We start from the raw sequence: 13,693 nt of genomic DNA, 5'->3' as shown, positions 1-13,693 counted from the left end.
CCGTAGACGGGCGGGCCGGCGGCGGTGGCGCCCGGGACATCCGGAGCCTTCGCGGCCGCCGGGCTTGAGGCGAGGCGCGGACGGCGTTCCATGGCGGCGATCTCTTTCTTCGGCGACCTGCTCCAGACCATCAGCGACCGCGGTCGCGACCTGATCAGCTTCGGCCGCGGCGACATCGCCGCCCGCGCCAGCGCCGCCGAACTCGTCAGGCTGTGCGAGGACCTGATCTCGCGCCGCGGCGAGGCCTCCGGCGTCGCGCTCGCCCGGCTGATCCTCGACCGCTACGCGACCCTCGGGGCGGCCGAGCGCCACGCCTTCCTGCGCCTGATCGCCGTCGAGTTCGATGCCGACCACGGCGCCGTCGACGCGGCCATCGCCGCCTACCGCGCTGAACCGAGCCGCGCCCGCCTCGGGGACCTGCACGCGGCGGCCGAGCCCCGTTCCCAGGAACTGATCCGCCGCCTCAACCTCGCCCGCGAAGGGACGCTGAGCCTCGTGCGCATGCGCGAGGACCTGTTCGACCTGCGCCGGACCCTGCGCGAGGACGGCGAGCCGGCCCTGATCGATGCCGCCGACAGCCTGGATTCCGATTTCGAGCACCTCTTCGCCTCGTGGTTCAACCGCGGCTTCCTGGTGCTGCGCCCCGTCGACTGGACGACGCCGGCCCACATCCTGGAGAAGATCATCCGCTACGAGGCGGTCCACGAGATCGCCGGCTGGGACGACCTGCGCCGCCGGATCGAGCCGGCCGACCGGCGCTGCTTCGCCTTCTTCCACCCGGCGCTCGTCGACGAGCCGCTGATCTTCGTCGAAGTCGCGCTGACGAGCGCGATCGCCCCGGCGATCGCCCCGATCCTGTCGCAGGCGCGCGAGCCGCTCGCCCCGAAGGCGGCCACCACGGCGGTCTTCTACTCGATCTCGAATTGCCAGAAGGGCCTGGCCGGCGTCACCTTCGGCAACTTCCTGATCAAGCAGGTGGTGGAGGACCTCACCCGCGAGATCCCGACCCTGAAGACCTTCGTCACCCTGTCCCCGGCCCCGGGCTTTGCCCGCTGGCTCGACCGAGAGCGCCGGGCCGACGTGCCGCAGGGGCTCGTGCACGAGGACGTGGAGGCCCTGCGCCTCCTCGACGATCCCGAATGGCCGACCGACAAGGCCAAGGCGGACGCGGTGCGCAAGGCCCTGCTGCCGGCCGCCGCCGCCTACTTCCTGCGCGCCAAGAACGAGCGCGGCCGGCCGCTCGATCCGGTGGCGCGCTTCCACCTCGGCAACGGCGCCCGGCTCGAGCGGATCAACTTCCTCGGCGACACCTCGGACAAGGGCCTCAAGCAGTCCTTCGGGCTGATGGTCAACTACCTCTACGACCTCTCGGCGATCGAGAAGAACCACGAGACCTACGCCAACCTCGGCACCGTCTCGGCCTCCGGCGCGGTCTCGCGCGAACTGCGCGCCAACCTGCCGCCGCCGCGCGCCGTCGTGCTCGCCGAGGCGTGAGGCGGGTTTTGGATCAGGTCGCATAGGTGTGTCAGGCACGGTCTCATGACGAATCATCTCTTCGCCCTGGTCCGGGAGAACCTGTCCGCCGACCCCGCGGCGCGGCCCTTCATCGAGACCCCGGACGGGCGCCGCTACAGCTACGCCGACCTGCTGGCGCGCAGCGCGGCTTACGCGAACGCGCTCGTCGCGGCGGGCGTGAGCCCCGGCGACCGGGTCGCGGCGCAGGTCGAGAAGAGCCCCGAGACCGTGTTCCTGTATCTCGGGGCGGTGCGGGCCGGCGCGGTGTTCCTGCCGCTCAACACCGCCTACACGGCGACCGAGGTCGCCTACTTCTTCGCCGACGCCGCGCCCGCCGTGTTCGTCTGCGACCCGGAGCGGCGCGACGCCCTCGCATCGGTCGCGGAGGCGGCGCGGGTCGGCCGCGTCCTCACCCTCGACGCCGCCGGCCGGGGCAGCATGGCCGAGGCCGCGGACGCGCAGGCGCCCGACTTCGCCGACGTGGCGCGCGGGCCGGAGGATCTGGCCGCGATCCTCTACACCTCCGGCACCACCGGGCGCTCGAAGGGCGCCATGCTGAGCCACGACAACCTCGCCTCGAACGCCCGCACGCTGGTGGAAGCGTGGCGCTTCACGGACCGCGACGTGCTGATCCACGCGCTGCCGGTGTTCCACACCCACGGCCTGTTCGTGGCGATCAACACCGTGCTCGCGTCCGGCGGGAGCATGCTGTTCCTGCGCAGGCTCGATGCCGGCCTGATCCTCGAGCTGATGCCGCGGGCCACGAGCCTGATGGGCGTGCCGACCTTCTACACGCGGCTGCTCAAGGAGCCCGGCCTCACGGCGCAGGCGACCCGGCACATCCGCCTGTTCACCTCCGGCTCGGCGCCGCTGCTGGCCGAGACCCATGCCGCGTGGCAGGCCCGGACCCATCACGCCATCCTCGAACGCTACGGCATGACCGAGACCAGCATGAGCACCTCGAACCCGTATGACGGCGCGCGCGTCGCCGGCACCGTCGGGCTCCCGCTTCCCGGCGTGGCCCTGCGCGTCGTCGATCCCGACACCGGCGCCGAACGTGGTCCCGATGAGGTCGGGATGATCGAGGTGAAGGGCCCGAACGTGTTCAGGGGCTACTGGCGCATGCCGGAGAAGACCGCGGCCGAGTTCAGGCCGGACGGGTTCTTCGTCACCGGCGACCTCGGCAAGGTCGATGCCCGCGGCTACGTCCACATCGTCGGGCGCGGCAAGGACCTGATCATCACCGGCGGCTTCAACGTCTACCCGAAGGAGGTCGAGGCCGAGATCGACGCGATGCCGGGCATCGTCGAATCCGCGGTCATCGGCCTGCCGCATGCCGATTTCGGCGAGGGCGTCACCGCCGTGGTGGTCGCCGCCGCCGACGCGCCGGACGAGGCGATGGTGCTAGCCCATCTCGAAGGGCGGCTTGCCCGCTTCAAATGCCCCAAGCGCGTGCTGTTCGCCGCCGCCCTGCCGCGCAACGCCATGGGCAAGGTCCAGAAGAACCTCCTGCGCGAGGCGCACGCGGCGCTCTACCGCGGATAGCCGGGGCCGCTGCGCCGGCGGGCGGCGGGTTCGGCGCGGCCGGCGCGGAACGGCTTGGCCGTATCGACGTTTCAGCCCCCGTGCGCCGCGATTCCCGCGTGGCCGCCCAGTGCGATCCCCCATGGTCTCTCCGGCTCCCCGCCCCCTCGATCCGCCCGCCGGCGACGCGGCCGGCTCGGTCCTGTGGACCCTGCTGCTCGGCTCCGCGCTGATCGCGCTGGCCTTCGCGCCCAGACGCCCCGTGCCTCGGGAATCCGACGCCGACGGAGAGGCCAGCGAGCCGGCGCGGCGCCGCGACGACGGCGGCGCCCGCTCCCATTCCGGCCGGGCGGCGTATCGCGTCGCCGAGACGCAGCCGGAGCGCGGCCGGGCCGCGACGAACCCCGCACAGATCACGCGGGCCGGCTGGAAGGACGTCGCGGTGCGCACCTACCTGGAGTTCAACAAGGACCGCGTCCTGTCGGTCGCCGCCGGCGTCACCTTCTACACCCTGCTCTCGCTGTTCCCGGCCATCGCCGCGCTGGTCTCCAGCTACGGCCTGTTCGCGGACGTGAACGTCATCAACGACCATCTCGCCAGCCTCCAGGGGGTGCTGCCGTCCGGCGCCATCGAGATCGTCGGCGAACAGGTCAAGCGCATCGCGGCCAAGGGCGGCGGCACGCTCGGGCTGACGTTCTTCACCAGCCTCGTGCTGTCGCTGTGGAGCGCCAACGCCGCGATGAAGGCGATGTTCGATGCGTTGAACGTCGTCTACGAGGAGGACGAGAAGCGCAGCTTCGTCATGCTCAACCTGCGCTCGCTCACCTTCACCGTCGGCGCCCTGGTGTTCGTGATCCTGGCGCTGGTCGCGATCGTGGTGCTGCCGGTGGTGTTCAACTTCATCGGGATCAGCGGCGGCGCGTGGCTGATCGCGGCTTTGCGCTGGCCGGCGCTCGTCGTCGTGCTGCTCGGCGGCCTGTCCTTGCTCTACCGCTACGGCCCGAGCCGCGAGCGGGCGCGCTGGCGCTGGGTCGGCGTCGGCAGCGTGGTCGCCGGCCTGCTCTGGCTCGTCGCCTCGCTGCTGTTCTCCTGGTACGTGTCGAGCTTCGGCAACTACAACGAGACCTACGGCTCGCTCGGCGCGGTGATCGGCTTCATGACCTGGATCTGGATCTCCTCGACGATCGTGCTGCTCGGCGGCGAGATCAATGCCGAGATCGAGCACCAGACCGGGCAGGACACCACGACCGGCCCGGCGCGGCCCATGGGCGCTCGCGACGCGCGCATGGCCGACACCGTGGGCGCCGCCGCGTGACCCTCTCGCGGGACGCGCCCGGCGCATCCATATCGATGCCATGCAACGATGGGAGGATTTCATGAGTGGATCGGATGCTGCGGCGATGGCGCCGGAGGCCCGCAGCGAGGCCGAGTGGCGGGCGGCGCTGACGCCGGAGCAGTACCGCGTGCTGCGCGAGCACGGCACCGAGCGCGCCGGGACGAGCTGCCTGCTCGCCGAGAAGCGCGCCGGCACCTTCACCTGCGCCGGCTGCGGCACGCCGCTCTTCGTCAACGCAGCCAAGTTCGAATCAGGCACCGGCTGGCCGAGCTTCTTCGCGCCGCTGCCCGGCGCCGTCGAGACCCAGGTCGATCGCAGCCATGGGATGGTCCGCACCGAGGCGCATTGCGCCCGCTGCAAGGGCCATCTCGGCCATGTCTTCGACGACGGCCCGGCGCCGACCGGCCTGCGCTACTGCATGAACGGCACGTCCCTCGCCTTCACGCCGAAAGAGCCCGGCGCAACGGCCGGTTGAGACAGGAAGGCTTAGGTCTTCGGACGGCCCGGTCTTGATTTCGGCACTTTGCTGAGTCCGTTGAGGCCGATAGGCTGCCAAGGCTCGGCCGTGAAGGCCCGACACGGCGCGGCGCGGCGATCGCCTTGCTCGGCGACGACGCGTCGCGTCGGTTGCCTTGGACAACGTCGAGCCCGCCGTCGCGCGGGGAAGAACGACCCGAACGTCCGCCGGTGGCCGCACCGCCGGGAAGCTTTTGAGCGGAGGTTGAGTATGAGCGTCGTCCGGCGGTTTCTCGTGGCACCGGCCCTGGTGCGTCTGATCCGCAAGGAGCGCGGCGGCGCCCGGATCACCGAAGGCTACTTCACGCCGCAGGGCGGCCGGACCTCGTTCGTTCGCATCGATGGGCAACACTGCCACCTCGTGCTGGTCACGAAGGGCGCGCAGGGCGCGTCCGCGGAGGAACGCACCGAAGTCCCGCGCGCGCACGGCGACGCCCTGCTCGACGTCTGCGCCGGCAAGGCCGCCTACGACCGCACGGCGGTGACGCTCGGCGGCCGCGAGGCGTTGATCGATCGCTACGTCAGCCCTGGCAGCCTCGACCTGATCAGCGTCGCGTTCGACGACGCGGGCGAGGCGTCAAGCTTCTCCGCGCCGGCCTGGTTCGGACGCGACGTGAGCGACGACGCGGCCTACGAGCGCCAGGCGCTGGCGCTTCAGGGCACCCCGTCCACGGGCGAGGTCGGATTGAGCAACGCGGCGCTCGATGCCGTCCTCGACCTGATCGAGCCGCGCTTCGGCTTCGGCCGTTACGGCGGCACAGGCCGTCCGGGCGAGGCGAAGGCCGAGAAACCGCCCGAGAAGGACGGCGTCGTCGATGCGCTTCGGCGCATCGCGGTGACGGGAGGCGCAGCAGCGGCGCCCGCCGCTGCGGCCGCCCCCGTCACGCCGCCGCCGGACGAGCCCGCCCCCGCGGAACCGCACGCGGCCGCCGTCGAGCCCGAGGCCGCCGCCCCTCCGGCCCCGCCGCCCGACGCCCGCATCGACGACGTGATCGAGAGCCTGTCGCAGGCGCTCGGCGCCGCGATCCAGCATCCGACCGAGCCGGCAGCCGGCTCCGACGATCCCGCCGCGACCTTCGAGCGTTGGACCGTCCGCCCCCGGCGCACCCAGCAGACTTGACCGTTCGCGGCGCGGGCCTCGTGCCGGGCGGCTGCGTCAGTTGTGGATCACGACGCGGGCGCCGCCATGGCTGCGGGCAAGGCTGAACAGCCGGCTCGCATGGCCGGGGGCGAGGCGGATGCAGCCGTGGCTCGCGCGGCGGCCGAGCTGGCCCACGGCATAGGTGCCGTGGATCGCGTAGCCGCCGCGGAAGAACATCGCGTGCGGCATCGGCGAGCCGTGGTACTTGTGCGAGCGCCACATCGGTGCCATCAGCCCCACCCGGAACGTGCCGTTCGGGGTGACGTAACCGCTGCGCGCGGTCGAGACCGGCCATTCGTGCGAGAGCGCGCCGTCCACGAAGACGCGCATGCGCTGGCGCGACTGGTCGATCTGGGCCACGATGCCGGCGGCCGCCGGCGCGCAGGCGGCGAGGCAGAGCAGGCCGCCGAGGGCGGCGGTACGGACGAGGGGCACGACGGGACTCCGATGGGCGGCGGCAGGCGGACCGCGGCATCCGGCGTCGACGCGATTGGACGGCGCATCCCTGAGTGCCGGCAGACCCGTGGGCTGGAAAGGTCGCCGTTCCGAGGATCGACAGGTTTTTGTCACGGTTTCCGTGGGTCGCAGTACGCACGCGCCGTTGAGCCGTGCGAGCACCTTCGATAGCCTGACGGCAAAACGGGAGGGTGCACGGCACCGTGCACGGGTGAGAACATGGCGCAGGCGATGCACGGAGCGGCGACGGACGGCGTGCCCGGGAAAGCGGCCCCGGCTTCCCACGAGCCCTGGTACAAGGTGCTCTACATCCAGGTCCTGATCGCGATCCTGCTCGGCGTGGCGCTGGGCTTCTTCGATCCGGCCACCGGCAAGTCGATGAAGTGGCTCGGCGACGCCTTCATCGCGCTGATCAAGATGATGATCGCGCCGATCATCTTCTGCACCATCGTTCACGGCATCGCCTCGATCGGCGACCTCAAGAAGGTCGGCCGCGTCGGGCTGAAGGCATTGTTCTACTTCGAGGTGGTCTCCACCCTGGCGCTGCTGATCGGCGTGCTGGTCGGCGAGGTGGTCCGCCCCGGCGCCGGCTTCAACGCCGACCCGACCAAGCTCGACGCTGCCAAGGTCGCGACCTACGCGAGCAAGGCCGCCGCCGATTCGACGGTCGCCCACATCCTGGGCCTGATCCCCAAGAGCTTCTTCGACGCCTTCGCCACCGGCGACCTGCTTCAGGTGCTGCTGGTCTCGATCCTCACCGGCGTCGTCGTCACCGGCATGGGCGAGCGTGCCGCCGGCATCAACCGGGCGATCGACACGGCCGGGCAGATCTTCTTCCGCATCATCGGCCTGATCGTGAAGCTCGCCCCCGTCGGCGCCTTCGGCGCGATGGCCTACACCATCGGCGAGTACGGCATCGGCAAGGTCTACGACCTCGCGTGGCTGGTCGGCACCTTCTACGTCACGTCGCTCCTGTTCGTGATCGTGGTGCTCGGCGGGATCGCGCGGGTGGCCGGCTTCTCGATCTTCCGCTTCCTCGCCTACATCAAGGACGAGCTGCTGATCGTCCTCGGCACCTCGTCGTCGGAGACCGTGCTGCCGCACATGATGACCAAGATGCGCCGCCTCGGCGCCTCGGACTCGGTCGTCGGCCTCGTCGTGCCGACCGGCTACTCGTTCAACCTCGACGGCACCAACATCTACATGACGCTGGCGACCCTGTTCCTGGCGCAGGCGATCGGGGTGGACCTGACCTTCGGCCAGTACGCGACGATCCTCATCGTGGCGATGCTGACCTCGAAGGGCGCGTCGGGCGTCACCGGCGCCGGCTTCATCACCCTGGCGGCGACGCTCGCCGCGATCCCGAACAACCCGGTGCCGGTCGCGGCGATGACGCTGGTGCTCGGCATCGACAAGTTCATGTCCGAGTGCCGCGCGCTGACCAACCTCGTCGGCAACGGCGTCGCCTGCGTCGTCGTCAGCCGTTGGGAGGGCGAACTCGACGTGGCCAAGCTCAACCAGGTGATGGCGAACCCGGTCTCGATCGGCACCCTCATCTCCGACGACACGCCGGAGCCGATGCGCACGGGCGGCCCCGCCGCGCCGAAGATCGCCGCCGCGGAGTGACGGTGCAGACGGCCGGGGCGCCCCTTCGCCTCGGCATCGATCTCGGCGGCACCAAGATCGCCGGCCTCGTCCTCGACGCCGAGGGAGCCGTCCTGAGCGAGGGCCGCGTGCCGACGCCCCGCGGCGACTATGCCGGGACCCTTCGCGCGGTCGCCGGCCTCGTCGCGCGGCTGGAGGCGGAGGCCGGCGGCCGGTGCAGCGTCGGCCTGGGCATGCCGGGCGCGGTCTCGCCCGAGACCGGCCGCGTCAAGAACGCCAACTCGACCTGGCTGAACGGGACGGCCTTCGGGTCCGACCTCGAACGGACGCTCGGCAGGCCGGTCCGCGTCGAGAACGATGCCAACTGCCTCGCCGTCTCCGAGGCCGTGGACGGAGCGGGCGCGGGCGCCGCCGTGGTCTGGGCGGTGATCCTCGGCACCGGCGTCGGCTCAGGCATCGCCGTGGACGGGCGCCCGATCCCTGGCCGCGGCCGCATCGCCGGCGAGTGGGGCCACAACCCGCTGCCCGCCCCCCGCGACGACGAGCGGCCGGGTCCGGCCTGCTCCTGCGGGCGGTCCGGCTGCATCGAGACCTGGGTGTCGGGGCCGGGACTCGCGGCCGACCACGCCCGCCGCACCGGCTTGGCTGCGTCCGGCGAGGCGGTCGTCGCGACGATGCGGGCCGGGGACGCGGCCGCGACCGCGACGTTTTCCGCCTTCCTCGACCGGCTCGGCCGCGGCGTCGCCCACGTCGTCAACATCCTCGACCCCGACGCGATCGTCATCGGCGGCGGCCTGTCGCGGGTGCCGGAACTGATCGCCGGGCTCCCGGCGGCGACCGCTCCGCACGTCTTCACCGACCGCTTCGACACACCGATCCGCGAGAGCCTGCACGGCGACGCCTCCGGCGTGCGCGGCGCCGCTTGGCTCTGGGGCCGGGCCTAGCGTGCTTCCCGACGAAGTGGACATCGGTTCGTCGCACACGTCACGCCGCGCCGGCCGGAAGCCTGCCCTGGTTCCGACGCTTTGGCCAATGAGACTCATGCCCGTTCGAAAAGCCGCTTGCCACGCGCTGAAATCGAACATAAAGATATCTTTATGTCTCACGATCGCGTCAGCACGACGGTCACGGTCTCCTTCCCCAGCGCGCTCGCCGTGCTGCGGGCGGCGGCTGAGGAGACGCGCCTGCGCATCCTGGCGCTGCTGTTCGAGGGCGAGCTCTCGGTCTCCGACCTCACCGACATCCTCGGCCAGTCGCAGCCGCGGATCTCGCGCCACCTCAAGCTGCTGGTCGAGGCCGGCCTGATCGAGCGCCACCGCGAGGGCGCCTGGGCGTTCTTCCGCCTCGCGGAAGGCCGCGCCGGCCTCGTCGATCCGCTGATCGCCGGGCTGGAGCGCGGCGCGGCGCCGCTCTGCGAGGACCGCGCCCGGCTCGAGGCCGTGCGGACGCAGCGGGCGGAGACGGCCAAGAGCTTCTTCGCGCGGCTGGCGCCGAAATGGGACGCGATGCGCTCGCTGCACGTGCCGGAGGCGACCGTGGAGGCGGCGGTGCTGTCGGCGCTCGGCGACCGGCCGGTCCGCAGCCTGATCGACCTCGGCACCGGCACCGGGCGAATGCTCGGGCTGCTGGCGCCGCTCGCGTCCCGCGCGACCGGGCTCGATGCGAGCCACGCCATGCTCGCGGTGGCCCGGGCCAACCTGGAACGGACCGGCCTGTCGCGGGTCGACCTGCGCCAGGGCGACATCCACGCCCCGCCCTTCGCCCGCGGCAGCTTCGACCTCGTCGTGGTGCATCAGGTGCTGCACTACCTCGACGAGCCGGCCCGCGCGCTGCGGGAAGCCGCACGCCTCGTAGCGCCGGGCGGCCGCATGCTGGTCGTCGACTTCGCGCCCCACGGCCTCGAATTCCTGCGCGAAGCCCAGGCCCACCGGCGGCTGGGATTTTCCGCCGACCAGGTTTCGGGCTGGCTCGCCGATGCCGGCCTCGACACCCTCGAGACCCGCGACCTCGCCCCGCTCGACCGGGCGCAGCTCACCGTCACCCTCTGGCTCGCCGCGGACACCCGCGCGGCAGCCGGGGCCGGCCATCCCGAACGCGCCGTCGCCTGATCCATCCGCAGCGGCCCGAATATCGAAAGCGATCGTCTGAACCGAGCGACTGCAAGAGGACGAAACCGATGCCCAACGCCTTCCGCCACCGCGCCAGCCGCGACGGCTACCATCCGATCCGCGTGTCGATCGAGTTCTTCCCGCCCAAGACCGAGGAGATGGAGCGCATCCTGTGGTCCTCGATCGAGCGCCTCGCGCCGCTCGGGCCGAAGTTCGTGTCGGTGACCTACGGGGCCGGCGGCTCGACCCGCGAGCGCACCCACAACACGGTCGCCCGGATGGTCGCCGAGACCGGCCTGAAGCCCGCCGCCCACCTCACCTGCGTCGACGCCACCCGCGAGGAGATCGACGCGGTGGTGCAATCGTACTGGGACGCGGGCGTGCGCCACATCGTGGCGTTGCGCGGCGACCCGGCCGAGGGCGTCGGCCACGCCTACCGGCCCCATCCCGGCGGCTACGCGCAGACCTCCGACCTCGTGGCCGGCATCAAGCGCATCGGCGACTTCAAGGTCTCGGTCTCGGCCTACCCGGAGAAGCACCCGGAGGCCGGTTCCCTCGATGCCGACATCGACGCGCTGAAGGCCAAGGTCGATGCCGGCGCCGACCAGGCGATCACGCAGTTCTTCTTCGAGAACGACGTGTACCTGCGCTACGTCGAGAAGGTGCGCGCGGCCGGCATCGACATCCCGATCATCCCCGGCATCCTGCCGGTGCAGAACTTCAAGCAGGCGGCCAACTTCGCCCGCCGCACCGGCGCCTCGGTGCCGTACTGGCTCGCCGCGCGCTTCGAGGGCCTCGACGGCGACGTGGAGACCCGCCGGCTCGTGGCCGCGGCCGTCGCCGCCGAGCAGGTGCTCGACCTCGTCGACCAGGGCGTCAACGACTTCCACTTCTACTCGATGAACCGCTCGGACCTCGTCTACGCGATCTGCCACCTGCTCGGCCTGCGCGCCCAGGCGCCGAAGGTGGTTGCGGCGAAGGCTGCCTAACCAAAGCCGTTGTCCCATCCTCCACCTCATCCTGAGGTGCCCGTGAAACGGGCCTCGAAGGAGGGCTCCAGGGACCGCAAGACATCCGGAGGGCTCCTTCGAGGCCTCCGCTTCGCTCCGGCACCTCAGGATGAGGTGACTGATGGGATCATCTTCATGACCGACCTCCGCCCCGTCGACGGCACCGAGATCGAAGCCGCCTTGCGCCAGCGGGCGAAGGAGAAGATCCTCGTCCTCGACGGGGCGATGGGCACCGTGATCCAGCGCCTCGGCTACGGCGAGGCCGAGTTCCGGGGGGAGCGGTTCAAGGATCACGGCCACGACCAGAAGGGCAACAACGACCTGCTGATCCTGACCCAACCCGATGCGATCCGGCAGATCCACCTCGACTACTTCCTCGCCGGCGCCGACGTCTGCGAAACGAACACGTTCTCCGGCACCACGATCGCGCAAGCCGATTACGGCATGGAGGCGATCGTCCACGACCTGAACGCGCAGGGCGCGCGGCTCGCCCGCGAGGCGGCGGCGCTCGCCGAGCGCCGGGACGGCCGCCGCCGGTTCGTGGCCGGCGCGATCGGGCCGACCAACCGCACGCTGTCGATCTCGCCGGACGTGAACAACCCCGGCTACCGCGCGGTCACCTTCGATCAGGTCAAGCAGGCCTATGCCGAGCAGGTCCGCGGCCTGATGGACGGCGGCGCCGAGCTGATCCTGATCGAGACGGTGTTCGACACCCTGAACGCCAAGGCCGCGGTCGCCGCGACGTGGCAGGTGTTCGACGAGCGCGGGGTCAGGCTGCCGATCCAGATCTCCGGCACGATCACCGACCTCTCCGGCCGCACGCTGTCGGGCCAGACGCCGGAGGCGTTCTGGAACGCGCTGCGCCATTCCGACCCGCTGACCTTCGGCCTGAACTGCGCGCTCGGCGCCCGCGAGATGCGCGGCCACATCTCCGAGCTGTCGCGCGTGTGCGACACCCTGGTCTGCGCCTACCCGAACGCGGGTCTCCCCAACGAGTTCGGCCTCTACGACGAGAGCCCGGAGGCGATGGCGACGCTGGTGGCCGAGTTCGCGTCGGCCGGCATCGTCAACATGGTCGGCGGCTGCTGCGGCACGACGCCGGACCACATCCGTGCAATCTCTGAGGCCGTGGCCGGCAAGGCGCCGCGGGCGATCCCGGAGGTAGCGCCGCTGATGCGGCTGTCGGGCCTGGAGCCGTTCACGCTGACGAAGGAGATCCCCTTCGTGAACATCGGCGAGCGCACGAACGTCACCGGCTCGGCCAAGTTCCGCAAGCTGATCACGGCGGGCGACTACGCCGCCGCGCTCGACGTCGCCCGCGACCAGGTCGCGGCGGGTGCGACCATCATCGACGTCAACATGGACGAGGGCCTGCTCGATTCCGAGAAGGCGATGGTGGAGTTCCTCAACCTCGTCGCGGCCGAGCCCGACATCGCCCGCGTGCCGGTGATGGTGGATTCCTCAAAATTCCACGTCATCGAGGCCGGCCTGAAGTGCATCCAGGGCAAGGCGATCGTGAACTCGATCTCGATGAAGGAGGGCATCGCGAAGTTTATCGCCGACGCGAAGGTGTGCCGCTCCTACGGCGCGGCGGTGGTGGTGATGGCCTTCGACGAGCAGGGTCAGGCCGACACGCTCGCGCGCAAGGTCGAGATTTGCACCAAGGCCTACCGCGTGCTGACCGAGGAGGTCGGCTTTCCGCCCGAGGACATCATCTTCGATCCCAACGTCTTCGCGGTGGCCACCGGCATCGAGGAGCACGACGGCTACGGCGTCGCCTTCATCGAGGCGACGCGGATCATCCGCGAGACGCTGCCCCACGCCCACATCTCGGGCGGCATCTCGAACCTCAGCTTCGCCTTCCGCGGCAACGAGCCGGTGCGCGAGGCGATGCACGCGGTGTTCCTGTACCACGCGATCCAGGCCGGCATGGACATGGGCATCGTCAACGCGGGCCAGCTCGCGGTCTACGACCAGTTGCCGGCCGAACTTCGCGAGTTGTGCGAGGACGTGGTCCTCAACCGGCGCGGCGATTCCACCGACCGGCTGCTGGAGGCGGCCGAGCGTTTCAAGAGCGGCGCCTCGACCCAGGCCAGGACCGCCGACCTGACGTGGCGCGAGGCAACCGTCGAGAAGCGCATCGAGCACGCGCTGGTCAACGGCATCACCGAATACATCCTTGCCGACACCGAGGAGGCGCGCGGGCAGGTCGCGCGCCCGCTCCACGTCATCGAAGGCCCGCTGATGGCCGGGATGAACGTGGTCGGCGACCTGTTCGGCGCGGGCAAGATGTTCCTGCCGCAGGTGGTCAAGTCCGCCCGGGTGATGAAGCAGGCGGTGGCCTACCTCGAACCGTACATGGAGGCGGAAAAGCTCGCCAACGGCGGCGACGGCAAGCCGCGGGCCGCCGGCAAGGTGCTGATGGCCACCGTGAAGGGCGACGTCCACGACATCGGCAAGAACATCGTCGGCGTCGTGCTCG

Annotated in this window: 11 protein-coding genes; 10 read left to right on the top strand and 1 reads right to left on the bottom strand. The window is 70.9% G+C overall.

What is annotated here, in order from left to right; translation table 11 throughout:
* Nucleotides 1-90 precede the first annotated feature (90 nt).
* From ACFE86_RS03115 to ACFE86_RS03095, 5 genes are all read left to right on the top strand, one after another.
* Entirely contained in the window at nt 91-1,494 is a 1,404-nt protein-coding gene (locus ACFE86_RS03115; RefSeq protein ID WP_375453871.1) for a malonyl-CoA decarboxylase, read from the top strand.
* Nucleotides 1,495-1,539: 45 nt separating this feature from the next.
* Entirely contained in the window at nt 1,540-3,060 is a 1,521-nt protein-coding gene (locus tag ACFE86_RS03110; RefSeq protein WP_375453870.1) for a malonyl-CoA synthase, read from the top strand.
* A 121-nt stretch (nt 3,061-3,181) separates the two neighbouring features.
* Entirely contained in the window at nt 3,182-4,354 is a 1,173-nt protein-coding gene (locus ACFE86_RS03105) for a YihY/virulence factor BrkB family protein (RefSeq protein WP_375453869.1), read from the top strand.
* A gap of 61 nt (nt 4,355-4,415) precedes the next feature.
* The gene (gene msrB / locus ACFE86_RS03100) at nt 4,416-4,850 is read left to right on the top strand and encodes a peptide-methionine (R)-S-oxide reductase MsrB (protein WP_375453868.1); all 435 of its coding nucleotides are present in this window, start codon (nt 4,416-4,418) and stop codon (nt 4,848-4,850) included.
* A gap of 252 nt (nt 4,851-5,102) precedes the next feature.
* Nucleotides 5,103-6,011 (top strand): hypothetical protein, encoded by a 909-nt coding sequence (locus tag ACFE86_RS03095; protein WP_375453867.1) that lies wholly within the window; start codon nt 5,103-5,105, stop codon nt 6,009-6,011.
* A gap of 36 nt (nt 6,012-6,047) precedes the next feature.
* Here ACFE86_RS03095 and ACFE86_RS03090 read toward each other — a convergent pair whose 3' ends face one another.
* Entirely contained in the window at nt 6,048-6,467 is a 420-nt protein-coding gene (locus ACFE86_RS03090) for a L,D-transpeptidase (RefSeq protein ID WP_375453866.1), read from the bottom strand.
* A gap of 252 nt (nt 6,468-6,719) precedes the next feature.
* Here ACFE86_RS03090 and ACFE86_RS03085 point away from each other — a divergent pair, with 252 nt between their 5' ends.
* The 5 genes from ACFE86_RS03085 to metH all read left to right on the top strand — a co-directional run.
* A complete protein-coding gene (locus tag ACFE86_RS03085) occupies nt 6,720-8,114 on the top strand; it encodes a dicarboxylate/amino acid:cation symporter (protein ID WP_375453907.1) in 1,395 nt (464 codons plus the stop codon).
* A gap of 2 nt (nt 8,115-8,116) precedes the next feature.
* A complete protein-coding gene (locus tag ACFE86_RS03080) occupies nt 8,117-9,037 on the top strand; it encodes an ROK family protein (protein WP_375453865.1) in 921 nt (306 codons plus the stop codon).
* A gap of 153 nt (nt 9,038-9,190) precedes the next feature.
* Nucleotides 9,191-10,201, top strand: coding sequence for an ArsR/SmtB family transcription factor (locus ACFE86_RS03075; RefSeq protein ID WP_375453864.1), 1,011 nt, complete (start codon nt 9,191-9,193; stop codon nt 10,199-10,201).
* A 68-nt stretch (nt 10,202-10,269) separates the two neighbouring features.
* Nucleotides 10,270-11,190, top strand: coding sequence for a methylenetetrahydrofolate reductase [NAD(P)H] (gene metF / locus ACFE86_RS03070; protein ID WP_375453863.1), 921 nt, complete (start codon nt 10,270-10,272; stop codon nt 11,188-11,190).
* Nucleotides 11,191-11,346: 156 nt separating this feature from the next.
* Nucleotides 11,347-13,693 (top strand): methionine synthase (gene metH / locus ACFE86_RS03065; RefSeq protein ID WP_375453862.1); only part of this gene is annotated, 2,347 nt, incomplete at its 3' end.

This window comes from uncultured Methylobacterium sp. (genome assembly GCF_964244095.1).
In the GTDB taxonomy this organism is placed as follows: domain Bacteria; phylum Pseudomonadota; class Alphaproteobacteria; order Rhizobiales; family Beijerinckiaceae; genus Methylobacterium.
The sequence above is the reverse complement of the archived record's forward strand: the minus strand, read 5'-3'. Positions and strand labels throughout refer to the sequence as shown.